This window comes from Calidifontibacillus erzurumensis, assembly GCF_013303125.1.
GTDB lineage: Bacteria > Bacillota > Bacilli > Bacillales > Bacillaceae_J > Calidifontibacillus > Calidifontibacillus erzurumensis.
Genome location: NZ_JABTTE010000002.1, coordinates 133582 through 158152, shown reverse-complemented (window position 1 = coordinate 158152; position 24571 = coordinate 133582). Strand labels below are relative to the sequence as shown.

The following is a 24571-nucleotide window of genomic DNA, read 5'->3' as shown; positions in this document are numbered from 1 at the left end:
CTTTAACGAGTACCATTTCTCATGCCATTATTGCCATTCCCATTAAACAAACCATTATCATTATTGCCTCTCATAGCTGGATTTCGATCCTCATTCGGTTCTTCTCCAGGGTCCGGCTCTGCATTATCATAATCAACATCGATTAAATCAGCATCTCCACCATTGCGGCGTTCAGCCCTATCAATTCCAAAATCATTGTCGAAAATGCCGGTTCTACCATTGCGATCAAAACGAACATTATCAAGTCGGTCATTATAATTATAATCATAACGGACATTTTCTGTATCAAATCCGCGATTATTATATCTTACACCAGTAGGATTTTCATTATCATTATCACCGTTGACATTACAGCCGACAAGCAATCCTAAAGACAGCACAGTAGATGAAACGAAAAGCAATGTTTTTTTCATGTTTGTCCCTCCATCAAGTTGTTCTTTTCGTTCACATCTTTAATATGCCCATTATTGATGGAGACATGAATCTTTGCAAAAAATGTTTCATCCAACTTTGTATAATTTTAGTCAACGAGTAAAACGGTGATTCCCTATATCAGTAACAACTTCCCTTGCTAGAAGGAAGGCATTCGTCGTATTGGCACGATTAAAAAAATAAATGGCATCCTTTACAGGCTTTTCACCGGCTATTGCTTTTTTTGCAGCATCAATGGAACTATTACTCGGTTTTACCTTATTTATTCTCCCTGTTGAAACTGGTGTAAATTGACCCTGTTCCAAGATCACATCTTTAATCGAATTTGGAAAACGATCATCCTTTACCCGATTCACGATCACATTGCCAATGGCAACTTTCCCCAAAAATGGTTCACTTTCAGCTTCTGCTTCAATCAATTTTGCTAATAAAATTAGATCGTCATTCGTTTGATGTTTTATTATGTGCGGAACAATAACTTTCAAATAGCTTCCCGCTTCAATTGAATTACCTGTTAATTGATTTCTCTCTTTCAATAATTCAACAGATAACTGAAATTTATTGCTAATACTTAATAATGTGTCGCCCGGCTGGACTTCATACAATGGATAAGACTGCAAATAAATTATTTGCGAATTTTTCAACCATTTTACTTGTAAATGTAACATTTCAGCTACATGGCGAATTGGCAAATACATCCGCCCATTTCGGATGATTGGTTCAACGTCCATTATGTATTCTGAACCATTTAATGTTATTCGTCTTGATTGTACATAAAATTGGACTTGATCTTCAATTGGTGATCGAATCAAAACGGTTTGTTTTTCACGTTTCCATTCAACAGCCGCTCCCAGTTGTTCTCCTACAAAACGTACAGGAACGAAAACACGCTCATTCTCAACAAAAAGCGGCTCTTGAAGAGATACAAGTTGATCATTGACATACAGTTGAAAAGTCTGATCTGCATTTGATTGATTCGGGAAAAGGATGATGAGTCCCATGAAAAAGAATAAACTGATGATTCTTTTCATGCCATCACCTCTTCATTATTTAGTTAAATAAAGTGTACCATTAGTCAACATCTAACTTCATTAGTTGATCACTGGTCTAATTTCCATAAATTTCAATCCAGAACACAAATATTTTTTGGAGAAAATAGTTTGTAATCAATATTCAAATGTGGAGTTGAGAAATATGGCAAAACGAAAGCGAAAATTGTTAATTCCTGAAGCAAGAGAAGCTGTTGACATGCTTAAAAGCAAAGTGATGAAAGCGAGAAGGTATTCAAATGGAAAAAATCCGGATGAAGTTAAATATGAAATCGCTAGCGAACTTGGGATTCCACTTAAAAAAGGCTATAACGGAAATATAAAAGCAAATGAGGCCGGGAAAATCGGCGGTGTAATCGGCGGAAACATGGTTAAAGAAATGGTACGAATGGCTGAACAACAATTGGCAAATCGAACAAAATAAACATTATTACGTCTGCCCTCATGTTCCAAAAGGGCAGACGTTTCGTTTTATGTCATGTATTCATTTTTCTCCTTGAATACAGCAGTAGTAGACAAACTAATATCCATGCTCCACCAGCTAAAAAGCCGGCTAGCACATCGCTTGGATAATGAACACCGAGATAAATCCTGCTTAGTCCAATAATAAAAATAATTACACTGAAAACAACTGGAACAATCCAAGCAAAAAATGTTCTTTCCCTTAACTCTTGATAAATAATATATGCTATAAAACCATAAAAACCTAAAGAATTCATTGCATGTCCACTTGGAAAACTTAATCCTGAAACATCAACCAGTTTTTCTATATCCGGCCGCGGTCTCTCAAATAATACTTTCAACATTCGGTTTAATAGTCTGACGCCAAAAAGGTTTACAAACAAAAGTAACATGTAAAATTTATTTTTCCGAACGAAAAAATAAAAAGCTGCTAATGCAAAAAAAATTACATATTGAACTTTGTAGGAACCTATTGTCGAAAAAAAGACCATCCACTTTGTCATCGGGTCTGATTGAAATAACTGTATAAAAGTTGTTACAGCACTATCAAACCGTTCTAACTCTTTCGTGCCAATCCGAATGCTTATGCCAATAAAACAAAGAATGAGAATCAATAAAGCAAGAAAAGTTTTTTTATTTAAAGACATATGAATCATCCTTTTGCTAGAATGAAAATAGTACAGTTGTTCAAAGGAGGCGCTTGTTTATTGAACGCAGATCTTACGGCTCGTTTTGAGAAATTAAAAAATCATACGCCCCACGTTTTAGGGAGCAAAACTCTTTCTACTTATGCGGTATTATTACCTTTAATAAAAATGGACAATGAAATACAAATTCTTTTTGAAATCCGCGCTCATCATTTAAGGCGGCAACCTGGAGAAATTTGTTTTCCCGGCGGCCGTATTGAAAAAGGCGTTGAAAATAGTGAAACAGCTGCGATTAGAGAAGCAAGTGAAGAATTGCAAATTGAAAAAGAATCGATCAACATCATTGGTCCACTTGATTTTTTAGTACAGCCCTATGAAACGATTATATATCCTTATGTTGGATGGATTGAAAAAGAATTATCCGCTATCTCCCCTAACAAATCTGAAGTGGACAAATTGTTTACGGTCCCGTTATCCTATTTATTGGAAGCTGAACCAAAAGTTTACACCGTTCAATTTAAAGTTCAGCCTGAAGAGAATTTTCCTTATCATCTTATCCCAGACGGAAAAAATTATAATTGGCGCCGTCGAAGCATGGATGAATATTTTTATTTTTACGAAGATAAAGTGATCTGGGGATTGACAGCTCGAATTTTACATGAGTTTATAGAATATTTAAAATAAAAAGACTTTTTAATTATTTATGTACAAATTTCACATTTCTATTGTAGTCTTGATATATAGATTAAGGAAGAGGAGTAACGCTATGATTAAAGCTATTTTTTTCGATTTAGACGATACTTTATTGTGGGATCAGCAAAGTATTAAAGAAGCTTTTGTAAGAACATGTGAAAAAGCTAAAGAAAAATACGACCACATTGATCCTGAAGAGCTTGAAGAAGCTGTTCGTAAAGAAGCTAGAGAATTGTACAGTTCTTATGAAACGTATCCATTCACACAGATGATCGGCATTAATCCTTTTGAAGGACTATGGGGAAATTTTTTAGATGAACAAGAAGATTTCAAAAAATTAAGCCAAATTGTTCCAACTTATCGAAAAGATGCTTGGACACGTGGTTTAAGAGCAATAGGAATCGATGATCCGGAATTAGGTTATGAACTCGGTGAATTTTTCCCAGCCGTTCGGCGCAAAACACCGCTTGTTTACGAAGAAACTTTTGCGATTCTAGATCAATTAAAAGGGAAATACAAACTTCTTCTACTTACGAACGGTTCACCTGACTTGCAAAATACAAAATTAACGATGACGCCAGAGCTTCCACCTTATTTTGACGAAATTGTCATTTCTGGGGCTTTCGGACGCGGCAAACCAGATCCATCGATTTTTGAACACGCATTACAACTACTTGGTCTAAACAAAGATGAAGCCATTATGGTTGGCGACAATTTATTAACCGATATTTTAGGTGCTTCACGTGTTGGTATGAAATCGGTTTGGATTAACCGTCATAATAAGGAAAGATTAAACGAAGTAACGCCTGATTATGAAATTAAACATCTTGAAGAGCTATTCCCTATTTTGGAATCGTTGAAATAAAATTGTTGAGTAATGTAATAAAGGCAAGTAATGGAAAAATTTTCCCCATTACTTGCCTTTTTATTTTTTTCTAAATGCTAAATGAAAAAATTTTTATTAAAAGGTCAAAAAAAGTCAAAAATATATTGACCAATTTTGACCTTTATGATTTAATATAGTTAAGAAAGTCAAAGTTAGTCAAAGTCAAATAAAAGCAATTCTAAATAGGAGGTTCTTTTAATGAATTGCCAAATTTGTCATAAGAAAGAAGCCACGGTTTATTTAAATATTCAAGTAAATCAGCAAAAGAAACAATTGCATTTATGTGAAGACTGCTATTCAAAAGAAAAAGCTAATTTTAAAATTCCAACGGGTTTTAGTCTTTTTGGAGGATCAAGTCCTTTTGAAGATTTGTTCAAACAAATGAAAATGGATATGGATTTTAGTCCTATTGATCAAAATTTCTATCCACAAGACATTCGTCAACGTCATCAAAGAAGTTCCAGTCACAGTTTCATTGACCAATTCGGACGCAATTTAACAAATGCCGCAAAAGCTGGAATTATTGATCCAGTCATTGGCCGAGATAAAGAAGTTCTTCGAGTGATTGAAATTTTAAATAGACGCAATAAAAACAACCCAGTGTTAATTGGAGAACCTGGCGTTGGTAAAACAGCAATTGCCGAAGGACTGGCATTAAAAATTGCGGAAGGAAACGTACCAGCAAAACTTCTAAATAAAGAGGTTTACTTGCTTGACGTTGCGAGCCTTGTCGCCAACACAGGCATCCGAGGCCAATTTGAAGAACGTATGAAACAATTAATTGCTGATTTGCAAAAACGGAAGAACATTATATTATTCATTGATGAAATTCACTTGCTCGTTGGTGCCGGCTCTGCAGAAGGATCCATGGATGCAGGTAATATTTTAAAACCAGCACTTGCCCGTGGTGAATTACAAATCATTGGTGCAACAACATTAAAAGAGTATCGAAAAATTGAAAAAGATGCCGCCCTTGAAAGACGTTTTCAACCGGTGATGGTAACTGAACCGACTGTTGAACAAGCGATCGAAATTTTAAAAGGGATTCAATTTAAATACGAAAATTATCATAATGTAAAATATACAGACAAAGCGATCGAAGCATGTGTAAAACTTTCGCACCGTTATATCCAAGATCGTTTCCTCCCTGATAAAGCCATTGATTTGCTTGATGAAGCCGGTTCAAAAGTGAATTTGAAAATGGGCGTTGATGATAAAACGGCTCTTGAGAAACGCCTTGCCGAAATTGCAAAAGAAAAAGAAAAAGCTGCGAAGGAAGAAAATTATGAATTAGCAGCTAAATTGCGACAAGAAGAAATTGAGCTTGAAAAACGTCTTGAAAAAGGCCAAGAGACAAACAAAGCAATCGTTGACGTTGGAGACATCCAAAAAATTATTGAAGAAAAGACAGGCATTCCTGTCGGTAAGCTTGAACAAGACGAACAAGCGAAAATGAAAAACCTTGCTTCTAACTTAGCGAAGAAAATTATCGGCCAAGATGAAGCGGTTGAAAAAGTTGCCAAAGCGATCAAACGAAGCCGCGCCGGCTTGAAAGCAAAAAACCGCCCAATCGGTTCTTTCCTGTTTGTCGGACCTACTGGTGTCGGTAAAACGGAATTGACAAAAAGGCTGGCTGAAGAACTGTTCGGTACGAAAGATAGCTTAATTCGCCTTGATATGAGTGAGTATATGGAGAAGCACTCTGTTTCAAAATTAATTGGTTCACCTCCAGGCTATATTGGTCATGAAGAGGCTGGACAGCTAACAGAAAAAGTGCGCCGCAATCCATATAGCATCATTCTCCTGGATGAAATTGAAAAAGCACATCCTGATGTACAACATATATTCTTACAAATTATGGATGACGGCCGATTGACAGATAGCCAAGGACGAACTGTCAGCTTTAAGGACACGGTCATAATTATGACAAGCAATGCTGGAGTCCATCATAAGAAAATTTCAGTCGGATTTGAAAATCAAGGTTCTGAAAAGAATGAAAGCAATTTATTAGATACCCTTAACACATACTTCAAACCGGAGTTTTTAAACCGTTTTGACGCCATTATTGAATTTAAGCCATTAGAAAAAGAACATCTGTTAAAAATTGTTGATATTATGCTTGATGATTTAAAACAACTATTAAACGAACAAAATATTACTCTTGAAGTTAGTGATGAAGCTAAAGAAAAACTAGCTGAACTTGGATACCATCCACAATTCGGTGCACGCCCGCTCCGCAGGGTTATCCAAAATGAGCTAGAAGATCAAATTTCAGATCTATTGTTAGAAAATAACGATATTAAAAAGATTCATGTTACAATTGAAGATCAAAAAATCATCGTTAAATAAAAAGGCCATGGATAGCTTTCCATGGCTTTTTTATCCATTAACTACTTTTTTTGGAATATCTTTTAACACCTGGTTTATGCGGCTACGATGCTTCCAAACGAAGTTGATCAGTTCATCGAAATTATTCATCATCGTTTCATCCGGATCACAATACGTTTCCCCTTTTCCATGAATTGACCACTGAGTTCCTTTTTTCATTAATGTATATTGTCCTCCTCGTTCCTTATCAGCAAAAACAAAATAAAACTTTTGCCTTTCATGATCGAACGAAGCAATTTTTGTAAATTCATCCAACAATTTTTTAGCGTCCATTTTTTTTCTTATAATCAAAGACTTTACACCTCTTTCCTATTTATTGTAAATATAAATATTTATATAAATAACTTCGACATAGAAGCTAGAATCCTTGTATAAAAATGAAAAAATTCACAAAAATTTTTCGCCCCTTTTCGTCATGGAATGCTAAATTTATATAAAAAGGACTACTAATTTATACTAGTAGTCCCACTTTATCTTTATCTTCATTTTTTATGTTGATATCAAGGCAAATAGGATTAATAACGCTGATTGTATTATACTGATTTTTTACCCAGACTTTATCTCTCTCTACCTTGACGACTTCACCAAAAATCACTTGGCCATAACGAGAAAAATATAAATCATTCGTTCTTACTTCCTGGCCAACTGTAAATACATCCTCCATTATATTCTTACTCCTTTTTAACTTCATGATCAATTCTTATTTTACCTTAAAATCATTTATTTATGTTGAAATTTATTTTTCAAATTTATGAAGATTTTTAATGCGCTTTCATTTTATTTATCTTCTTTTTTATGAAAAAACCTTGTTATTTTAAGATTTTCAAAAAAATTCAATTTGTAAGAAGTTGAACACATAGTTATTTCTTAAAAGTTTATTGCAAAATTTTTCACAAAACTTAAACTTTTTCATCTTATTTTTTATTGAATGTTTTCATTTTTTTATTTAAAATGAAATTGTACAATGTTTATTATCAGGTACTAATAGGAGGTATAAAATGCATCAAGATACATTTACTGTGATTAAGCTTGTCCAAAATCTAACAAATTCATTACGGGGAAATACAAATATATATGACGCCCATTATGTGGAAAGTATAAAAAAGAGATTACCAGATATTGAGCAAGCCTTTATTGAACTAAAAAACTACTTTGAAAACAACAACTAATTTTTTTTAAACACTTATTAAACATTACGAAAGTATCCTCTAATATTGAGCGATCAGTCGGTCAATCCACATCAACACTTCTACTCTAAAATCAACCATTTTTCACCCATAAAAAAATCAAAGCAACAATCCATTCATGATAGTTAAGTTCCAAAAGTATTTATTGATAAAAAAGAGCAAGATATGAAAGCTAAAGGTGCCAGCTCACATAATCTTACTCAATCCCTACAATATTTAGTATCCTTCACTCGAACAAATCAATAAGATGTGAACTTAAATAGTTTTAAAGTTAAGCGCTAGTTACAATAGCTGGAGATTTTGCATATGCATGAACTAAATCTTCTATTATTGCACTTGCTGTTGGAAACATGCCTGCCCCTGGACCGCTTAAACAAATTCTGCCAACAATATGCCCATAAACAGAAATCGCATTTTCTACTCCTTCAATATGGTACAGAGGATCGGTTGGCGGAACAACAACTGGTTTTAATACCGCTTCGATGCCTTCATCCGTTTTGGTTAAGGATGCTATATGTTTAATTCTTACGTTTTCTTTTTCATATTGCTGAATTTTCTCAGGTGTGACCTCTGTTATTCCTACTCTAGTTACATTTTTCCAATCCGGTTGTTCTCCAAAACATACTTGGCTTAAAATCATCATTTTATAAAAAGCATCGAATCCTTCCACATCATTTGTTGGATCGGCTTCCGCATACCCCAATTGCTGGGCTAAAGCCAAGGCATCCGTAAACGAAAGTCCCTCTTCCCTCATTTTCGTTAAAATAAAATTAGTCGTTCCATTTAATATTCCTTCAATTTTGAAAACTTGATTGATGTTTAGCAATTTATTTAATGTTTGAATAATTGGAATGCCTCCGCCAACCGTTGCTTCATAACCGACAGTTGTTCCGAAGTTTTTTGCGAGCTCAAGCAACTCCGGCCCATGATGTGCAAACATAAACTTATTTGCTGTGATGGCATGACATCTTTTTTCAATCGCTTGTTTTAAATAAGTATAACTCGGTTCAACTCCAACCATTGCCTCAATGACTACATCAAGATTAGGCAAGCTGATAATTTCTTCAAAATTATCTGTAATAAAAAGTTTTTTATCATAGTCTGCATGCTTTTCAATATTTTTTACTAAAACACCAACAATTTTTACCTCTTTACCAAATAAAGAAGTTAATCGCTCTTGATTTGTTCGAATAATTTCATATACACCTTTACCAACGGTACCAAATCCTAATATTGCAACATGAATAGCTGACAAATTTTCTCACATCCTTTTTATGTTTATATTTATAGATGAATGGATGTCAGTTGTCCTTCCCTTTCCCCTTTTAAAGCTCGCAAGCAACGGTTACAATACTTCCCCTTAAACGCTGCGCTTCCTTATACGTACAACGATTATGGACAACTTCAAGCCCAGCTTTTTTGGCGATTTCAACAGCTTCCGGAGAAATTACACCTTCTTGAAGCCAGAAAATTTTAGGTTTGACATCAACCGCCTCGTAAGCAACTTCAACAGCAGCATCTGGGCTTCGGAAAACTTGAACGACATCAACTGCAAACGGAATTGATTTTAAATCCGGATAAGCTTTTTCTCCTAATACTTCCTTTTCTTTCGGATTAACAGGGATAATTTTATAACCTAAACGCTGCATTTTTCTTGTTAAACGATAACTTGGACGGGCAGGATTACCGCTTAATCCTACAACTGCCAATGTTTTTGGACGTTGTACGGTCTTTCCATCAATTTCTTCCTGCACAAATGGAGATTGAAGCAACCAACGGATGACAGCTTCATCATTAACAATAATTTCTCCTTTAACATTTCCTTTTGTTGAAATACCGGTCGCTTCATAAAAAGCACGATCTAAATCGTTCGTTAAATCACGGACAGATTCAAGTCCTACCGATAAACGAATCAAATCTTCTGTAACCCCTGTTTTCACTAAATCTTCTCCAGAAAGCTGCTGATGTGTCGTCGATGCAGGATGAATAATTAATGATTTTGCATCGCCAACGTTAGCTACATGCGACCATAAAGCAATGTTATCAATCACTTTTTTGCCTGCATCGCGGCCGCCTTTAATCCCGAAGTTAACAATCGCTCCAAAACCTTTTTTCAAATATTTTTTCGCCAACTCGTGAGACGGGTGCTCCGGAAGACCAGGATAAGAAACCCATTCAACAGCAGGATGATTTTTTAAAAATTCTGCAATTTCTAAAGCATTTTGTGTATGTTTTTCCATTCTTAAGTGCAGTGTTTCAAGTCCTTGCAATAGTTGAAAAGCATTCAGCGGACTTAGGCATGAGCCAAAATCGCGCAACAATTGCACCCTTAGCTTTGTGCTGTATGCGAGCGTTCCAAATTCATTCGCATAAACAATTCCGTTGTAACTTGGGTCTGGTTCTATAAAACCCGGAAACTTCGGACTATTCCAATTAAAACGACCTCCATCAACTACGACCCCGCCAATGGAAGTACCATGACCGCCGATCCATTTCGTTGCGGAATGAACGACAATATCTGCTCCCCACTGAATCGGTTTGCATAAATATGGGGTTGCAAAAGTGTTATCAATAATTAATGGAATACCAGCATCATGGGCTATACCAGCAATTGTTTCTACATCGAACACATGAAGACTTGGGTTCCCAATAATTTCACCATAAATCGCTTTTGTTTTCTCGGTAATCGCCTTCCGGAAATTTTCTGGATCGGTAGGATCGACAAAAACAACTTTTATTCCATATTTCGGCAATGTTGTAGCAAAAAGGTTATAGGTGCCTCCATATAAATTTGTCGCTGCCACAATTTCATCGCCAGCATGAGCAATGTTCATAATAGCCAATGCAATTGCTGCCATTCCTGATGATGTTGCAACGGCTGCAACCCCATCTTCAAGCAAGGCTATTCTTTTTTCAAAAACATCAACAGTTGGATTTCCAATTCTAGAATAAATATTTCCTGCTTCGTCCAATGAGAATAATCCTTGTGCATGTGCCGTATTATGAAATACATAAGAAGTCGTTTGATAGATTGGTACAGCACGTGAACCGGTTGTAGGATCTGGTGATTGTCCACCATGTAAAAGAACGGTTTCTAAATCATACGTATCAAATCTTTCTGCCATTTTTATTCCTCCTAAATAGATATGAAAACTACGATTATTTATTAAAAAAACCCTTCTTCCAATAAGGAAGAAGGGTACACTTGCCGCTCAACCTTATCTTTCAGGTAAAACCTGCAGGATGTAGCACCTTTCAAGCAATCTTGAAGGTTGCTGGACTTCACTGGGCCTGGTCCCTCCGTCTCTCTTGATAAGAATGAATATATGAACTTTTCAATCAATTATAAGCAGCTTATAAAGTTAATTTGGATTATATACAAATAATCTTATTTCGTCAATAACTTAATTGCTTGAAGATGAATTTACATCAGCAATGCTAAATAAAATGAACATGACACCAATTACAAAATACAAAATATTAAATACAATTGTCCAATCTTCCATGACTACACCCCCAAATAATAATTAAAGATAAATGAATCCATTCTCATTGTAACAGGTGAAAGAAGAAACAAATCTCTGATTTTATGACAATTTTTTAACATTATTATTATTTTTCCAAAAAAAAGTATAAAAAGTTGATTATTATTCCTTTAATTATTAAATTGACGAATGATATTTGCCGAAACTTGTTATATAATGTGACTAAATAAGTATAAAAAGTCATTTTTTGACACCTGTCATTCATCTCTAGAAAGGTTGTGATGGAATGGCAAAGACAGGGAGCAAATTTTCTAAAATGAACGGGATCCTATTTGCAATTTTTTTCACTATTATCTATTTTATCATTGGCACAATTGGAATTATTTTTGTAGACTTTTTTTATTTTTCAAATAGAGAATGGATCTTTTTGTTGATCACTTTACCCATTATGTTTTACATCGCATACCGTTTTATTTATCGCAGTATGGAACAAATAGAAATACTCACTGATCAGCAACTGAAACTTACGATTTATAAATCTGTTTTTGATCAAATGAACGAAGGTCTAGTCATTACGAATGCAAAGGAAGAAATCATAAAGGTAAATCCTTCATTTACCGTCATGACAGGCTATCGAGAAGACGAAGTAATCGGTAAAACCCCGGCAATTTTAAGTTCAGGCTTACATTCGCGCGAATTCTACGATAATATGAAAAAAGAATTACGAGAAAACGGACGTTGGCAAGGGGAAATCATCAATCAAAGAAAAAACGGCCAATTTTATCCCGAACAACTAAGCATATCCGAAATTCGAAATCTAAAAGGAGAAATTACGCATTATATTGGTGTCTTCACTGATATGACTCATCAACGTAAAGCTGAAGGAAAAATTGAATTTCTCACTCATTATGACACCCATACGAAACTGCCAAAATACAATTTGTTTATGAAACATCTCCATAATTATATTATCGAGAACGAAGCTAACAGCAATCATCAATTTTCTCTATTTATTGTTGATACTGCAAAATTGAAAGCTTTAAACGCAGCTTATGGATATAAAGTTGGCGATGAATTACTTCAAACATTAGCAATCCGTCTTCAAAACCGGTATAAAGGATTATTAATGGGAAGATTGAATTCTAAAGAGTTTGCCATCTTAAACCCTCATCTTTATGAAAAAGAAGCGATTTTAAAAGAAGCAGAAGATTTAATTCGTGAAATCGAACTTCCATTTTATCGTGAAGGAGAAGAATTTTTCCTATCGGCAACCATCGGCATCGGCATTTTTCCCGAACATGGAGCAACTGCCGATGAATTATATAAAAACGCAACATTAGCCAAGACCGCAGCAAAGGAAGTTGGAAGTAAGTACCAGCTGTTCGGAAATGAACTTCTGTCAAACGTAAGAAGAAAAATTCTGCTTGAAAAACACCTTAATAGAGCAATCGAAATGAATGAATTAGAACTTTATTACCAGCCGCAAATCGATATTCAAAAAAATCATTTCATCGGTTTGGAAGTGCTCTTACGTTGGAATCACACAAAACTTGGTATGATTTCTCCGGATGAATTTATACCGATAGCGGAAGAGACAAACTTGATTATCGAAATTGGAGAATGGGTGCTGGAACAGGTTTGTTTGCAAATTAAGAAATGGGAAAAAACTGGTGTTCTAATACCTAAAATTGCAGTCAATCTTTCGCCGAAACAGTTTCAACATCCTGAATTTCTAACAAAAACACAACAAATTATACAAAGAACGAATATTTGTCCATCATTTTTAGAGTTTGAAATTACGGAAAATATGAGCTTTTTTGAGGGCGACTCAGTGATTGATACAATGAATGGTCTTAAAGAATTAGGAATTAAAATTTCAGTCGATGATTTTGGAAAAGGCTATTCTAACTTGAGCTATTTGCAGCAACTTCCAATCGATTCAATTAAAATTGATCGTTCCTTTATTTCACATATTCCCGATAATAAACAAAATACCGCGTTAACAAAAGCGATTATTGCTATGGCTCATGAACTTGAACTAACTGTCGTTGCCGAAGGTGTGGAAAAAGAAGAACAGATCGAATTTCTGCATAAACATCATTGCAATATTGCTCAAGGTTATTATTATAGTAAACCACTTTCGACTGAAGATATTATTACGTTTTTGAAAAAAGCAAATGGGAACTGTCAAATTGTATATTAAAGCGAACAGGTTATTTCCTGTTCGCTTTTTTACATATATTAGGTAAAATAGTGAGGGAATGACGTATAGAAAAATTTTTTAATAAAATAGACTAAAGGAGTTAGTATATGAAAATCATTTGTTCAACTTTAAATGCAAAGTTTATTCATACAAACCTTGCATTACGATATTTAAAAGCATATGCTGAACCTCAGTTTCCAGTTCAAATTGTCGAGTATACAATTAATGATCCGGCCATGAACATCGTTTCTGATTTATTTTCAAAAGAGCCAGATGTAATCGGTTTTAGCTGCTATATTTGGAATATTGAAGAGACAATCAAAGTCATTAAAATGCTAAAAAAAATTAAACCTGAACTAATCATCATCTTAGGCGGTCCGGAAGTAACGTATGATACAAAGGAATGGATGGAAAAAGTTAGCGAAGTAGACTTTATCGTCATCGGAGAAGGTGAAGGAACGTTTAAATCTCTGCTTGAAGAAATTTCGACTACCCAAAATTACAACAATGTGAAAGGGATTGCTTATCGAAATGGAGCAGAAATTATTATAAATCCTCCTCGTGAAAAGATAGATTTAACAACGATACCTTCTCCTTATCGTTTTCCTGAGGATATTCCAAACTTAGGAAAAAGAATTGTTTATATTGAAACGAGCCGAGGCTGTCCTTTTACATGCCAATTTTGCTTATCATCAATCGAAGTCGGTGTTCGTTATTTCAACCGAGAAAAAATTAAAGAAGACATTTTATATTTGATGGAACATGGTGCTAAAACAATAAAATTCGTGGACCGCACATTTAATATTAGCCGCAGTTATGCAATGGACATGTTTCAATTTTTAATTGACAATCATTATCCAGGCACCGTTTTCCAATTTGAAATTACAGCTGATATTATGCGTCCGGAAGTTCTTGAATTCCTTAATGAACATGCGCCTCAAGGCCTGTTTCGATTTGAAATCGGAATTCAATCTACAAATGATTTAACAAATGCACTTGTCAAACGTAAGCAAAACTTTACAAAACTTGCCCGTACAGTAAATATGGTTAAACAAGGAGGAAAAATAGCACAACACCTCGATTTAATTGCAGGTTTGCCTGAAGAAGATTATGATTCTTTCCGAAATACATTTAACGATGTTTTTGCCTTTGAACCTGAAGAACTGCAGCTTGGGTTTTTGAAAATGTTGCGCGGTACAGGCTTACGTAATAACGCAGCAGAATATGGATATATATTTGAAGACCATGCACCTTATGAAATTTTAGGAAATCGAGTGTTGCCATTTCGGGACATTATCCGGATTAAGCAAGTAGAAGATGTTCTTGAAAAATATTGGAATGCCCATCGAATGGATACAACTTTGCTCTATTTAGTGAAAAATATCTTTCCTTCCCCATTTGATTTTTTCCAGCAATTCGGAACATATTGGGACAAGCAAGGTTGGAGCAGAATTGGGCATCAGCTTGAAGATTTGTTCATTAGACTATTCCAATTTTTACAAGACACCGGTATCGACTCACTCTTTGTCATTGAAGCAATGATGAAATATGATTACTTAATTGCCAAAACACATAAACCAAGGAAACCGTGGTGGCAAGATAAAATCAGCAAAGAAGTCAGAGGAAAATATTTAAAATTATTAAGTGAAAAACCAGCGCTATTAGGGGATGATTTTGCTCGTCATTCTTTATCAGAAAAAGAATTACACAAACATACCATTATCGAGTTTATACCTTTTGATCTCGATCATTATATGAAGAGCGGAACGATTTTACAAAAACAAATGCTCATGCTCATTTACTATAATCCTACAACGAATAAAAGCGAACAATATACAGCACCTTTAGATATGCTTCATAACCATTTTTAATGGAAAAGAATAACGGGGGCGTCCAATTGCCCCCTTTTTTATATCGTTTATAAATATGATTGAGGTATTATTTCCCTGAATTGCGACGAGCGCCTTCTGCCTTTTCTTTTTCAGCTTTCGCATATTTTTTTGCTGCATTTATTTCAAATGTCTTGCTAGCATTCACATCTCCAAATTCTTGTCCATATTCTTCATTACTAAATCCCCGAGGTGTCTGTTGACTTTTCACTTCCGGATTATCATGGCGATGATGTTTTTTCCCCAATTATTTCCCCTCCTTACCGTTTGCCTTCATCCTCAATACGATTGGCTATTCTTGCATTTTCTACTGTTTTAAACGCATCTAAATCCGTAAACTCATTATCAATTTCTACTTTTGGCATGCTTTCGGAAGGTGTATTATTATTTGTTTTCGCAGCATTGTATTTTGCTTTTCTCTTCATCACTTTTCCTCCATCTTTTTTATTAAAGATCACCTATAGCATGCTGCATTTCTTAACTTCTCATTCATCATGAAAGGAATTATAAAAATTAGGCATTTACCAGTTGACAAACAAATTTTTCTAATGACCGATGAATTCCGAAATGCATAAAATGTCATAAACAGCTAGGAACGAACAAAGATGGAGTGAGTTCAAAATGGCAATTTTAGTATATATTTTCATTGGTATGATTATCGGTTCGATCTTTATGTTAACGCCTCATGTGGAATTTAAGTCCGTTTGGAGCTTTTTATTGCTTGTCATTGGCTGGTTACCATTATTTTTAGTAGGCGTTCTGTTTCTTTCATTTTTCGACCGGAATAAAATGATGATTTAAACAGACATACTATTACTAAATGCCATTTAGAGGTGATCAAATGAGTACTAATAAGAAAAACGATCAATTAAAATCACCTATGATTGACGGAACGATGCCACACCAAATTTCCTCTCCTTCTTTTAAAGGCAGTGGTATGGAAATTGAACCTCCATTCGTCAATAAACATGGTGTGGTCATTGGTGATAGCTTTTACGATTCCCCTAACTCACCGCTTAACAATTGGAGCAAAGAAACAGACCCTGCTATTATGGCTGGAGATGAATGGGTTCATCCAACGAATGATATTGGATGGAATACTGCAGAAAATATTGAACTTGTTGAAGAAAATAAAATGCCAGATTCCAATAAAACAACTTTTATGCATCCTACATTGGATGTCAGCAAAGGAACAGATTAATGCCGGGATTTGCTCCCGGTTATTTTTTTGTATTCATTATCCTCTAGTTGGAAGATAAGAATCAGAAAGTCTCCATTCTTCTCGAAAAATCAACTACATAAATTAAAAGATCAATCATTTCCTACATTTGAAAAACTTTCATAAAAAATTTTTTACATAAAAAAAGACATGCAACCATACGGAAAATATTTACGGCCATATTCTATAGTAAAGTGATAGGGGAGGTGAACGCATGGGCGCAGGATACGGATACGGCGCTGGCTTTGCATTAATCGTCGTATTATTTATTTTGTTAATTATTGTCGGTACAGCTTACGTTTATTAATAACCCTATAACTCCACCATATCTTCAACCTCCTTATAAATACCCGCTGTGAAGCGGGGTTTTTATTTCACCACAATTTTTATCATGAAATCGTGATATTCAACCATACCAAATATGAGCATCCGCCATAATGTAGTATTGAACATTAAGTTCAATGAAATTATTAAGAATTGAAAGGAGCGGGAAGTATATGTTTGGATATGGACAATGCTGCTATCCTAGTTATGGATATGGTTATGGATATGGATACGGCCGCGGATTTGCGTTAATTGTTGTATTGTTTATCTTATTAATTATCGTTGGTGCAGCTTGGGCTTGTTAATGAAATAGATGCCTTTGCTTGACTTCGCAAAGGCATCTTTCTATTTTCTTTAAAAAGCCGGTCCGAGAATGCCCTCCCTCAATTCAGAGGTTTTGCTTTTTAGGCCGGCCTTTTTCCATTATTTATAAATTCTATTCGATATTTATAAACAAGTCATCAACAACTGGTTCATTCGTTACTAACCCGGTTTCCATCAGCCATTCGACTACTTCTTGCCAAGATTGTTTCGTTTGACTGCCAAATGGATTTTCTTCCGTCTCCATCATTGATAATAAAATTTCCAAACTTTCTTTCTCGACCTCTGGAATTAGTGGGAAGTTCGCTTCATCTTGATTTGTTAATAAAATTTGTAATGCCTCATCCGGGTTTCCTTTCGTAAATTCATATCCTTTTTTTACTGCTCTCCAAAAAGCTTGGATTGCTTCTTTTTCCTTCTCCCAAGTATCATCGCTTGTTACTAATACGATTTCACTATAAGCTGGTACACCATAATCTACAGGATTAAAATAACGTGTCACGTAACCTTTTTGTTTCAATACAGGTACTTCATGATTAATAAAAGCTCCAATAACTGCATCGACTTTTTCTGCAACGATAGAAGCACCTAATTCAAAACCAACATCAATTAGTTTTACTTTGTTTGGATCGCCGCCATCATGTTCAACCATAGTTTTTAACAGCGATTCATTTAAGGCAATACCAGGATAGCCAACTGTTTTTCCTTCTAAATCTTTCGGTGTTTGAATCGGACTGTTATCCAAAAATACGATATGGTTTAATGGTGCACGCACAATTGAAGCGACTGATTTTACAGGAACATTTTCATTGGCACGGGCAATGATAACATCAGGTTGGTAATAAAAACCTAGTGTAATTTTGCCAGCTGCTGCTAAATTTAACGGATCGGTAGGGTTGGCAGGAAATTGAATATCTACATTTACACCTTCCTCAGCAAAATATCCTTTTTCTTTTGCAACATAAAGGAACGTATGTAACGCATTTGGATACCAATCCAACATAACGCTAACATCTTTTAATTCTTTTTCGCCTGAATCTCCATCCCCGTTTTCAACATTTGTTTCATTGCCAGAACAAGCCACTAGACTTGAAATGAGCGCTAAAACAACAAAAAAAGAAATCCACTTTTTCACTCTGTTTTCCTCCACTTCAATGCAATTTTTTCTAAGAAGACTATTAGTAAAAATAAAAGAATACCAACCAATGAAAGTAAAACGATTGGAGCAAATACACCTGCACCATCAAATTGCGTCATCATACGACGGCTAAAATAACCAAGTCCTGCTTGGGCCCCAAGCCATTCCCCTATCGCGGCTCCTATTACGCTTAATGTGACAGCAACTTTAAGGCCAGAATAAAAATACGGCAATGAGCTTGGAATACTAACCTTTAGAAAAATATCTTTTTTGGATGCTCCCATCGTACGGAGTAATTCCACCAATTCTTTTTTTGTTGATCGCAAACCGTCAAAGGTATTAACTGTAATTGGAAAAAAGGTTATTAATATTGTAACGACGACTTTGCTCCAAATTGAATATCCAAACCAAAGCACAAAAATGGGTGCCAGTGCAATAATTGGAATCGTTTGTGACGCAATTAAAAGCGGATAAAAAGCTTTTTCAACAGATTTATTTAAATACATCCAAATGGAAAGCCCAACCCCAATTAAAATGGATATTAGTAACCCTGTTATAATAATTAACAAAGTTGCAGGCAAATGGTTTAAAAATAATTCACTTTTCAACTCCCACAATTTCGAAAGTATTTGTGTAGGAGAAGGCAATATATATTTTTTATTAACAATTTTTGCAGCGATTTCCCAAGAAATAAAAAACAATAATAGAAGACTAATAGAAGAAATATAATCTTTAATTGTTTTCATATGTATCAACATCCATCCGCAGCTCTTTAAGCATCAGCTCTTTTATCGTAATGATTTCGGGTTGAGCGAGATCTCTAATTTTTCTTGGCCGACCGAGCGGTACAATGATTTCCTTAAAGTGAGTGATCGGTTTATCAGTAATGATAAAAATGCGGTCAGAAAGAAGTAGTGCTTCATCCACATCATGGGTTATAAATAAAATCGTTTTTTTAAGGTTTTCCCACTTATCCACTAGCCATTCTTGCATCGCTAACCTCGTAATTGCATCTAATGCGCTAAAAGGCTCGTCCAATAAAAGAACTTTCGCTCCGGTTAAAATGGTTCGCAAAAAAGAAACACGCTGTTTCATTCCACCAGATAATTTATTTGGATATTCCTGTTCAAATCCTTTTAATCCAAATTCGTTTAACATATCATATATTTCTTCTTTTTGAGATCGAGGATTTATTCCTTTTATTTCCAACGGAACTACCACATTTTCATAAACGGTACGCCAAGGCATTAACAAATCTTGTTGAGGCATATAACCTACAGAGCCTAAGCGCTTTTCAGTATAATGGCCATTGATTTGGATAGTGCCTGAACTAGGATTTTCAAGACCCGTTATAAGGCGAAACAACGTTGTTTTTCCAGAGCCGCTTGGCCCTATAATACTTACAAATTCTCCATCATTGACGGAAAAATTTAATCCTTTTACAACATATGACCCGTTATTTGCATATTTAAAATCAACACAATTGAACGCTAATACATGTTGAATTTCTATACTTTTCTCCTCCCTCATAAAAAAACCACTTCTAAAAAAGAAGTGGTTTTTATGCTAATAATGATTCAGATTCATTGATATGAATGAAATCAGCTTATTCGCACCACTTCCCTACGCTAGTATTACCTAGGTCAGGTTTAAGGGTTAAGACTTCTGTCTTTCTCAGCCATTTTGGCACCCCTAGCGGCAAAATTATTATAAATATTTTATCTATAATAGGTTTATCATAATAACTATGCAAATGCAACAAACTTTTATTGAGCTAGCATTATATTGCCAATTTCAATCTCAATCGAATGTAAAATTGTATCAATATCAGCAATTTCTTTTTTTAGCCTTACTTGGTCCTCAATAAGAAATTGAATTTCTTTTTCTAATTTCTCCAATATCGATGATTGTAATTTTTCTTTTATATCTTGGAGAAATAACAGCCTATCTTGAAGTCGTTCAATTTTACGTTTTACTTCCATTAATTCCATCATTTTTTTATTTTTTTGTAAGCAAAGTTCTTCTTTCCATATTTCTAAATGAAAATTTCCCATGAATGATCGCTCCTTTTACATATGTAATAAAAATTTGTCCAATACATAAGTATGATTGCAAATATAAAACTTTCATCTTGAACTAGTCAAAAATAAAAGGGTTATCCAATCAGCGGAAACCCCTTTTACGCAATCAACGGACATAAAACTAGATTTATTTAAGGAAGCGATTTAAAAGCTAAAAAATTATCCCCACCTAATTGCCATATCAAGTTGGCAGCATTCAGTTCCTTGAACCTCCGACCAGAACTTTAAGTGAATTCCATCGGGATTATACGTTACTTTGAAATTTGATGAAATCCCAAGTGATTGAATAAGCCGTTCCACTTCTTTCGTATCTGAAAGTTGCGCTGCACCCATGACTTGTTCAGCCAATGTTTTTGATTCAGCCAATTTATTTAAAACTAAACTAGCATCCCTTAACAGCAGTCTATATGCTTTTAATGATTCATTAAATATTGTGACATCTACTTTTTCAAAATATTGACGTTGGGGAATTGGATCAAAGTATCCATGATAATTGTAGGTACGAGGACAAGGATAGAGATTTTGAAACCAATGATTCACTGAAGAAGAGTACTCATAAGGTGAATAACTATAAGCAAAATGCAAACCGGCCCCTCCTTATTTACATTGTACTCTATTTATATATGCATCAGTCCCCTTTAAATCTATAGATGATTTGCCCTCCTTTTTTTGCTTCTCCTACAATTTTTTCTTTATCTTTTTGTTCCATTAAAACTTCACGGAAAACTAAAAATTCTTGCTTTGTTACCAAAAGATGATCCAATTCATTTTTTCTTAATTTATCAATCATTTCCTTAAAATGTTCTTTATTTTTTTCCATTAGAATCCCCCCTTTATACAGCGATATTTTAGGCGATTTTCTTAATATGAACAAGACTCGCTAATAAGGGAACTAAAAAAATCTTTTTTGGCTATCTTTACATCACATAGAACTTTTTTAATGAAGCAACCTATACAAAAAAGGAGGTGTCTACGGTGGCAAAACGAAATAAATTGGTTGTGCCAGGGGTACAGCAAATGTTAGATCAATATAAAGAAGAAATTGCTCAAGAATTTGGCGTTAAACTTTCAGCCGATACCGTTTCTCGTGCAAATGGTTCAGTCGGTGGAGAAATTACAAAACGTTTGGTTAAGCAAGCTCAAGCAACACTTGCAGGAAATAAAAAATAATATTTAATTTTCCCGAGTCTATAGGCTGTCTCATTTATGAGGCGGTCTTTTATATTGAAAAAAGAGGGATGTTCTCCCTCTTATACTGGTGATAATTTATGTCTCCTTTGTTTTAATCGTCCAAAAAATATGACTCCTGTAATAATCAGTACAGTGAGCCCCCATTTAAACATTGGATTTTCTTCAAAAAATTGTTTCATAAATGGTTCATCCGCAATCATTTTTGAAGCCGTATATGCCAATACTCCAGCCCCGATTGTAATAATAATGGGGAATCTTTCCACCAATTTTAAAATCATTGTACTGCCCCAGACAACAATTGGAACTGATACTAGGAGGCCAATGATGACAAGTAAAAAGCTTCCATGGGCTGCACCAGCAATGGCTAATACATTATCTAAGCCCATTAATGCATCTGCAATAATAATTGTACGGATAGCAGCAAAAAAATTTTCACTTGGTTTTACGTCATGCTCTTTTTCTTCAGTTAATAATTTATAGGCAATCCAAATTAATAAAATTCCACCAATAAGAAGTAAACCTGGTATTTTTAGCAACCAAACGACAGCTAACGTTGCTAATGCTCTGATGACGATGGCGCCAGCCGTTCCCCAAATGATCACTCTTTTTTGTTGATTTTTCGGTAAGTTTCTTGCAGCAAGACCAATGACGATAGCGTTGTCGCCCGCTAAAACTAAATCAATAATAATGATGGACAACAGCACCGAAAAAAACTCTGCAGAAAAGAATTCCATTTTGTTGATCACGCTCCCTACATTTAATGTTTACAAACAAGACAACAGTCATTCAATTTGTAAAAATTCAATGGATCAAAACCGTGGGAGCTTGGTGTCAATTTGACGAAAATGGTTCCAGCCAAGTAAGAGCAATTATTTTATTTTGAGCAGAAGAATTCCTAAACAATTTATTTTAAGGATGAAGTCCAAAACCTATAGACACTTGGGCTGAGAATTTTTCTTTGGTAGGTGAAAAAGTAAATTTCATTCCAAAATAATCATTCATATCTATATGAGTATAACCAAGGTTTAACCTTCTTCGTAATAAATAAAAAAGAAAAAAGCAGCTGTTTTATCCACTTTGTATAAGGTAAACATCGTTGTTTGACCAATTAGCAATTGATTGATAATAATCACCGTTTTATTGAAATCTCTAAGAAATGATAACTCCTGCTGTCCTAAGACAAAGTAGGTCATTTCTTTACCGCTTTACCAGTTATTCCAATTAAAAAACCTTTACGCTAATGCGTAAAGGCTTTAGCTTTATCTACTGTTAAGAAAAAAGCATTCCAGCACCCGCTGCCATAAATAACCCAACAATAACAGTTGCACCCATCACTAATATTTCAACAAAAGTAAGTTTCTTATCGTTCTTTTTCATTCCATCTCCTCCTCAAAAAATTAAAAGGGGTCTGTATTTTAACAGACCCCTCCTGACAAAATATAAAAAGACAAAAGGAGTCTATCGAACCAACGGTGTAAACACCCTTGGTGACAGACTCCACCAAAACAAACTTATTCAGTTATAAATATTGTAACATAAATAAAAAATATTTCAACCGAAGTGTCCTTATTCGTAAAAGGGTTCATGTTTATTCAATTTTTTTAAACTATTTTTATATTTGTATGATTGGAAATATTTATTGACATGGAATTCCTCTTCATTGTTTTTCATCGATCTTAATTCAAGCAAAGTAGTTGTCAATTATCTTATAATTTGCTTAAATATTACTGTTTTCATCATGTAAATTGCTCATCTAGTGATCGAGCCCTTTCCCATATATGAATAAATACGTGAAAAGTGCCCACAATAGTATTAAATATACTTCATTAAACATTAAAGCAAAAAAATGTAATTTTTTTATAATTTTTTGTTGATTTTTTACTCTATAATATTGTATACTTAGATAAACAGTTGATAGTAGTAAAAATCTCACTATCAGCCCCCTGTCCCCACCCCCTTAGGAGCTTATCCACCCCGATAAGCTCCTTTTTTTTGTTCCAATATAATTCTCGTACGTGTATCAGACAACCATGAAGTTTCGTATACTGTAGTAATCATTCATACAGGGGGGGCATAAAGAATGTGGAGAGAAATTGACTGGCAAATGGTTTCCTTTGTTGCAGCTACGATCGTTCAAGAACATTGGTTCCATTCATTATATTTACCAAAAATATATTACCTAGAGGTAAAAAAATAAAAAAAACAATTCCCCAACACCCCTCTTCCTATTTCAACGACTATTGATGAATTTTCTTCTAAAATAAAAAAAGAGGGTCCATTATTTTAATTGACCCTTTTTTTGTGATGATCTACATTAACTAAACGGCAAAATAGGCTGCAAAGATTTCTAAATAAAATTCCTGCACTTTTAAAAGATCGTAATTAATAATGAATAATTCGCATTGTCATTAAACTTGTGGATATACCTACAACAAAAATTGTAATGAGCGATAAAAGGAGCGTTTCATGAGAAATTAACAACCCTCCAAGGGAAACAACGATCGTATCAATAATTAAAATGGCAATGCCGACATTGACTGAAAACAAATCGGAAATAAATTGAGCCAAAAGATCCGTTCCCCCTGTGCTCGTTTCAAATTTAAGCATAATGCCTATACCAATTCCTACAAGGCATCCTCCAATAAGTGAACTGACCAAAGGAGATTGTAAAATATTTGATAAATGGACAGTTCTTAAAGGTGCAAGCAAATCTATAAAAAAAGACGAAATTAATAATCCATGAATGCTATTATAAAAATATGTACGATAGCGGAACCATGCAATTATAAAAATTGGTATACTACATATGATAATCGTCAATCCTGTTTCAAATCCCCATAAATAATTGACAATTAAACCAATCCCGATCATTCCGCCATCAAGCAATTCGTTTGGATAAAGAAATAAATTTATACCGAGGGAAAGTAGCAAACTTCCAATTAAAATGGCAATCCCTTTTTTTAAAAATGACATATA

30 protein-coding genes and 2 riboswitches are annotated in these 24571 nt (G+C 34.6%); of the genes, 12 read left to right on the top strand and 18 right to left on the bottom strand.

Annotated elements, in window-relative coordinates; genetic code table 11:
- Nucleotides 1–2: 2 nt before the first annotated feature.
- Together HR057_RS02595 and HR057_RS02590 are read right to left on the bottom strand one after the other, a co-directional pair.
- Nucleotides 3–413: a hypothetical protein gene (locus HR057_RS02595; protein ID WP_173729847.1), complete on the bottom strand. Its 411-nt coding sequence runs from the start codon at nucleotides 411–413 to the stop codon at nucleotides 3–5.
- A gap of 111 nt (nucleotides 414–524) precedes the next feature.
- Nucleotides 525–1463, bottom strand: coding sequence for a cell wall hydrolase (locus HR057_RS02590; RefSeq protein ID WP_173729846.1), 939 nt, complete (start codon nucleotides 1461–1463; stop codon nucleotides 525–527).
- A 163-nt stretch (nucleotides 1464–1626) separates the two neighbouring features.
- Here HR057_RS02590 and HR057_RS02585 point away from each other — a divergent pair, with 163 nt between their 5' ends.
- The gene (locus tag HR057_RS02585) at nucleotides 1627–1905 is read left to right on the top strand and encodes an alpha/beta-type small acid-soluble spore protein (protein WP_173729845.1); all 279 of its coding nucleotides are present in this window, start codon (nucleotides 1627–1629) and stop codon (nucleotides 1903–1905) included.
- Nucleotides 1906–1957: 52 nt separating this feature from the next.
- Here HR057_RS02585 and HR057_RS02580 read toward each other — a convergent pair whose 3' ends face one another.
- Nucleotides 1958–2590 carry a phosphatase PAP2 family protein gene (locus HR057_RS02580; RefSeq protein WP_173729844.1) on the bottom strand — a complete coding sequence of 211 codons (633 nt, stop codon included), beginning with the start codon at nucleotides 2588–2590 and terminating at the stop codon, nucleotides 1958–1960.
- Nucleotides 2591–2650: 60 nt separating this feature from the next.
- On the opposite strand from HR057_RS02580, the gene HR057_RS02575 reads away from it, so the two are divergent.
- The 3 genes from HR057_RS02575 to HR057_RS02565 all read left to right on the top strand — a co-directional run bounded on the left by HR057_RS02575 (nucleotide 2651) and on the right by HR057_RS02565 (nucleotide 6518).
- Nucleotides 2651–3274, top strand: a complete 624-nt coding sequence (locus HR057_RS02575; protein ID WP_230474327.1) for an NUDIX hydrolase — start codon at nucleotides 2651–2653, stop codon at nucleotides 3272–3274.
- Between the two features lie 82 nt (nucleotides 3275–3356).
- Nucleotides 3357–4148 carry an HAD family hydrolase gene (locus HR057_RS02570; protein WP_173729843.1) on the top strand — a complete coding sequence of 264 codons (792 nt, stop codon included), beginning with the start codon at nucleotides 3357–3359 and terminating at the stop codon, nucleotides 4146–4148.
- A 219-nt stretch (nucleotides 4149–4367) separates the two neighbouring features.
- Nucleotides 4368–6518, top strand: coding sequence for an ATP-dependent Clp protease ATP-binding subunit (locus HR057_RS02565; RefSeq protein ID WP_173729842.1), 2151 nt, complete (start codon nucleotides 4368–4370; stop codon nucleotides 6516–6518).
- 30 nt (nucleotides 6519–6548) lie between these two features.
- Here HR057_RS02565 and HR057_RS02560 read toward each other — a convergent pair whose 3' ends face one another.
- Together HR057_RS02560 and HR057_RS02555 are read right to left on the bottom strand one after the other, a co-directional pair.
- Nucleotides 6549–6848, bottom strand: coding sequence for a hypothetical protein (locus tag HR057_RS02560; protein ID WP_173729841.1), 300 nt, complete (start codon nucleotides 6846–6848; stop codon nucleotides 6549–6551).
- Nucleotides 6849–7008: 160 nt separating this feature from the next.
- The gene (locus HR057_RS02555; RefSeq protein WP_173729840.1) at nucleotides 7009–7221 is read right to left on the bottom strand and encodes a hypothetical protein; all 213 of its coding nucleotides are present in this window, start codon (nucleotides 7219–7221) and stop codon (nucleotides 7009–7011) included.
- Between the two features lie 334 nt (nucleotides 7222–7555).
- On the opposite strand from HR057_RS02555, the gene HR057_RS02550 reads away from it, so the two are divergent.
- On the top strand, nucleotides 7556–7726 hold the full coding sequence (locus HR057_RS02550; RefSeq protein ID WP_173729839.1) for a hypothetical protein: 171 nt from the start codon (nucleotides 7556–7558) through the stop codon (nucleotides 7724–7726).
- A gap of 289 nt (nucleotides 7727–8015) precedes the next feature.
- Here HR057_RS02550 and HR057_RS02545 read toward each other — a convergent pair whose 3' ends face one another.
- Together HR057_RS02545 and HR057_RS02540 are read right to left on the bottom strand one after the other, a co-directional pair.
- Complete coding sequence (locus HR057_RS02545; protein WP_173729838.1) at nucleotides 8016–8999, bottom strand: homoserine dehydrogenase; 984 nt, start codon at nucleotides 8997–8999, stop codon at nucleotides 8016–8018.
- Between the two features lie 70 nt (nucleotides 9000–9069).
- On the bottom strand, nucleotides 9070–10869 hold the full coding sequence (locus HR057_RS02540) for a PLP-dependent aspartate aminotransferase family protein (RefSeq protein WP_173729837.1): 1800 nt from the start codon (nucleotides 10867–10869) through the stop codon (nucleotides 9070–9072).
- Between the two features lie 90 nt (nucleotides 10870–10959).
- Nucleotides 10960–11063, bottom strand: a riboswitch (SAM riboswitch).
- Nucleotides 11064–11515: 452 nt separating this feature from the next.
- Here HR057_RS02540 and HR057_RS02535 point away from each other — a divergent pair.
- Both HR057_RS02535 and HR057_RS02530 read left to right on the top strand, forming a co-directional pair.
- On the top strand, nucleotides 11516–13432 hold the full coding sequence (locus HR057_RS02535; RefSeq protein WP_173729836.1) for a putative bifunctional diguanylate cyclase/phosphodiesterase: 1917 nt from the start codon (nucleotides 11516–11518) through the stop codon (nucleotides 13430–13432).
- A gap of 107 nt (nucleotides 13433–13539) precedes the next feature.
- Nucleotides 13540–15303, top strand: coding sequence for a B12-binding domain-containing radical SAM protein (locus tag HR057_RS02530; RefSeq protein ID WP_173729835.1), 1764 nt, complete (start codon nucleotides 13540–13542; stop codon nucleotides 15301–15303).
- 67 nt (nucleotides 15304–15370) lie between these two features.
- On the opposite strand, the gene HR057_RS02525 is transcribed toward HR057_RS02530, so the two are convergent.
- Nucleotides 15371–15568 (bottom strand): hypothetical protein, encoded by a 198-nt coding sequence (locus HR057_RS02525; RefSeq protein WP_173729834.1) that lies wholly within the window; start codon nucleotides 15566–15568, stop codon nucleotides 15371–15373.
- Nucleotides 15569–15581: 13 nt separating this feature from the next.
- Entirely contained in the window at nucleotides 15582–15746 is a 165-nt protein-coding gene (locus tag HR057_RS02520; RefSeq protein ID WP_173729833.1) for a hypothetical protein, read from the bottom strand.
- A gap of 196 nt (nucleotides 15747–15942) precedes the next feature.
- On the opposite strand from HR057_RS02520, the gene HR057_RS02515 reads away from it, so the two are divergent.
- The 4 genes from HR057_RS02515 to HR057_RS02500 all read left to right on the top strand — a co-directional run bounded on the left by HR057_RS02515 (nucleotide 15943) and on the right by HR057_RS02500 (nucleotide 17169).
- Entirely contained in the window at nucleotides 15943–16122 is a 180-nt protein-coding gene (locus HR057_RS02515) for a hypothetical protein (protein WP_173729832.1), read from the top strand.
- A 40-nt stretch (nucleotides 16123–16162) separates the two neighbouring features.
- Entirely contained in the window at nucleotides 16163–16522 is a 360-nt protein-coding gene (locus HR057_RS02510; RefSeq protein WP_173729831.1) for a DUF3905 domain-containing protein, read from the top strand.
- A gap of 232 nt (nucleotides 16523–16754) precedes the next feature.
- Complete coding sequence (locus HR057_RS02505; protein ID WP_173729830.1) at nucleotides 16755–16847, top strand: YjcZ family sporulation protein; 93 nt, start codon at nucleotides 16755–16757, stop codon at nucleotides 16845–16847.
- A 190-nt stretch (nucleotides 16848–17037) separates the two neighbouring features.
- Nucleotides 17038–17169 carry a YjcZ family sporulation protein gene (locus tag HR057_RS02500; RefSeq protein WP_173729829.1) on the top strand — a complete coding sequence of 44 codons (132 nt, stop codon included), beginning with the start codon at nucleotides 17038–17040 and terminating at the stop codon, nucleotides 17167–17169.
- A 131-nt stretch (nucleotides 17170–17300) separates the two neighbouring features.
- On the opposite strand, the gene HR057_RS02495 is transcribed toward HR057_RS02500, so the two are convergent.
- The 6 genes from HR057_RS02495 to HR057_RS02470 form a co-directional block, all read right to left on the bottom strand.
- Nucleotides 17301–18320 carry an ABC transporter substrate-binding protein gene (locus HR057_RS02495; protein WP_374723998.1) on the bottom strand — a complete coding sequence of 340 codons (1020 nt, stop codon included), beginning with the start codon at nucleotides 18318–18320 and terminating at the stop codon, nucleotides 17301–17303.
- Nucleotides 18317–19069: an ABC transporter permease gene (locus HR057_RS02490; RefSeq protein WP_173729828.1), complete on the bottom strand. Its 753-nt coding sequence runs from the start codon at nucleotides 19067–19069 to the stop codon at nucleotides 18317–18319. The genes HR057_RS02495 and HR057_RS02490 overlap by 4 nt, the downstream gene beginning before the upstream one ends.
- Complete coding sequence (locus HR057_RS02485) at nucleotides 19056–19853, bottom strand: ABC transporter ATP-binding protein (protein WP_173729827.1); 798 nt, start codon at nucleotides 19851–19853, stop codon at nucleotides 19056–19058. The genes HR057_RS02490 and HR057_RS02485 overlap by 14 nt, the downstream gene beginning before the upstream one ends.
- Before the next feature lie 73 nt (nucleotides 19854–19926).
- Nucleotides 19927–20027: riboswitch (TPP riboswitch) on the bottom strand.
- A gap of 62 nt (nucleotides 20028–20089) precedes the next feature.
- Nucleotides 20090–20377: a hypothetical protein gene (locus HR057_RS02480; protein WP_173729826.1), complete on the bottom strand. Its 288-nt coding sequence runs from the start codon at nucleotides 20375–20377 to the stop codon at nucleotides 20090–20092.
- Nucleotides 20378–20563: 186 nt separating this feature from the next.
- Nucleotides 20564–20989 (bottom strand): hypothetical protein, encoded by a 426-nt coding sequence (locus HR057_RS02475; protein WP_173729825.1) that lies wholly within the window; start codon nucleotides 20987–20989, stop codon nucleotides 20564–20566.
- 43 nt (nucleotides 20990–21032) lie between these two features.
- Nucleotides 21033–21224, bottom strand: a complete 192-nt coding sequence (locus tag HR057_RS02470; RefSeq protein ID WP_173729824.1) for a hypothetical protein — start codon at nucleotides 21222–21224, stop codon at nucleotides 21033–21035.
- Between the two features lie 155 nt (nucleotides 21225–21379).
- Between HR057_RS02470 and HR057_RS02465 the strand changes: the two genes are divergently transcribed.
- Nucleotides 21380–21574, top strand: a complete 195-nt coding sequence (locus HR057_RS02465; RefSeq protein WP_173729823.1) for a small, acid-soluble spore protein, alpha/beta type — start codon at nucleotides 21380–21382, stop codon at nucleotides 21572–21574.
- A gap of 80 nt (nucleotides 21575–21654) precedes the next feature.
- Here the strand turns inward: HR057_RS02465 and HR057_RS02460 are convergent, their stop codons facing one another.
- The 3 genes from HR057_RS02460 to HR057_RS02450 all read right to left on the bottom strand — a co-directional run bounded on the left by HR057_RS02460 (nucleotide 21655) and on the right by HR057_RS02450 (nucleotide 24568).
- Nucleotides 21655–22329, bottom strand: a complete 675-nt coding sequence (locus tag HR057_RS02460) for a TerC family protein (RefSeq protein WP_173729822.1) — start codon at nucleotides 22327–22329, stop codon at nucleotides 21655–21657.
- A 291-nt stretch (nucleotides 22330–22620) separates the two neighbouring features.
- Entirely contained in the window at nucleotides 22621–22788 is a 168-nt protein-coding gene (locus tag HR057_RS02455) for a hypothetical protein (protein WP_173729821.1), read from the bottom strand.
- A gap of 1189 nt (nucleotides 22789–23977) precedes the next feature.
- Complete coding sequence (locus HR057_RS02450; RefSeq protein ID WP_173729820.1) at nucleotides 23978–24568, bottom strand: YitT family protein; 591 nt, start codon at nucleotides 24566–24568, stop codon at nucleotides 23978–23980.
- Nucleotides 24569–24571: the final 3 nt, after the last annotated feature.

Excerpts from the sequence above, each read along its gene's own strand:
- HR057_RS02470 (WP_173729824.1), bottom strand. The coding sequence starts at position 21,224 with ATGGAAAAAAATAAAGAACATTTTAAGGAAATGATTGATAAATTAAGA.
- HR057_RS02510 (WP_173729831.1), top strand. The coding sequence starts at position 16,163 with ATGAGTACTAATAAGAAAAACGATCAATTAAAATCACCTATGATTGAC.
- HR057_RS02540 (WP_173729837.1), bottom strand. The coding sequence starts at position 10,869 with ATGGCAGAAAGATTTGATACGTATGATTTAGAAACCGTTCTTTTACAT.
- HR057_RS02550 (WP_173729839.1), top strand. The coding sequence starts at position 7,556 with ATGCATCAAGATACATTTACTGTGATTAAGCTTGTCCAAAATCTAACA.
- HR057_RS02450 (WP_173729820.1), bottom strand. The coding sequence starts at position 24,568 with ATGTCATTTTTAAAAAAAGGGATTGCCATTTTAATTGGAAGTTTGCTA.
- HR057_RS02565 (WP_173729842.1), top strand. The coding sequence starts at position 4,368 with ATGAATTGCCAAATTTGTCATAAGAAAGAAGCCACGGTTTATTTAAAT.
- HR057_RS02455 (WP_173729821.1), bottom strand. The coding sequence starts at position 22,788 with ATGACCTACTTTGTCTTAGGACAGCAGGAGTTATCATTTCTTAGAGAT.
- HR057_RS02500 (WP_173729829.1), top strand. The coding sequence starts at position 17,038 with ATGTTTGGATATGGACAATGCTGCTATCCTAGTTATGGATATGGTTAT.
- HR057_RS02555 (WP_173729840.1), bottom strand. The coding sequence starts at position 7,221 with ATGGAGGATGTATTTACAGTTGGCCAGGAAGTAAGAACGAATGATTTA.
- HR057_RS02505 (WP_173729830.1), top strand. The coding sequence starts at position 16,755 with ATGGGCGCAGGATACGGATACGGCGCTGGCTTTGCATTAATCGTCGTA.
- HR057_RS02520 (WP_173729833.1), bottom strand. The coding sequence starts at position 15,746 with ATGAAGAGAAAAGCAAAATACAATGCTGCGAAAACAAATAATAATACA.
- HR057_RS02535 (WP_173729836.1), top strand. The coding sequence starts at position 11,516 with ATGGCAAAGACAGGGAGCAAATTTTCTAAAATGAACGGGATCCTATTT.
- HR057_RS02595 (WP_173729847.1), bottom strand. The coding sequence starts at position 413 with ATGAAAAAAACATTGCTTTTCGTTTCATCTACTGTGCTGTCTTTAGGA.
- HR057_RS02485 (WP_173729827.1), bottom strand. The coding sequence starts at position 19,853 with ATGAGGGAGGAGAAAAGTATAGAAATTCAACATGTATTAGCGTTCAAT.
- HR057_RS02580 (WP_173729844.1), bottom strand. The coding sequence starts at position 2,590 with ATGTCTTTAAATAAAAAAACTTTTCTTGCTTTATTGATTCTCATTCTT.
- HR057_RS02460 (WP_173729822.1), bottom strand. The coding sequence starts at position 22,329 with ATGGAATTCTTTTCTGCAGAGTTTTTTTCGGTGCTGTTGTCCATCATT.
- HR057_RS02480 (WP_173729826.1), bottom strand. The coding sequence starts at position 20,377 with ATGGGAAATTTTCATTTAGAAATATGGAAAGAAGAACTTTGCTTACAA.
- HR057_RS02530 (WP_173729835.1), top strand. The coding sequence starts at position 13,540 with ATGAAAATCATTTGTTCAACTTTAAATGCAAAGTTTATTCATACAAAC.
- HR057_RS02515 (WP_173729832.1), top strand. The coding sequence starts at position 15,943 with ATGGCAATTTTAGTATATATTTTCATTGGTATGATTATCGGTTCGATC.
- HR057_RS02490 (WP_173729828.1), bottom strand. The coding sequence starts at position 19,069 with ATGAAAACAATTAAAGATTATATTTCTTCTATTAGTCTTCTATTATTG.
- HR057_RS02585 (WP_173729845.1), top strand. The coding sequence starts at position 1,627 with ATGGCAAAACGAAAGCGAAAATTGTTAATTCCTGAAGCAAGAGAAGCT.
- HR057_RS02570 (WP_173729843.1), top strand. The coding sequence starts at position 3,357 with ATGATTAAAGCTATTTTTTTCGATTTAGACGATACTTTATTGTGGGAT.
- HR057_RS02590 (WP_173729846.1), bottom strand. The coding sequence starts at position 1,463 with ATGAAAAGAATCATCAGTTTATTCTTTTTCATGGGACTCATCATCCTT.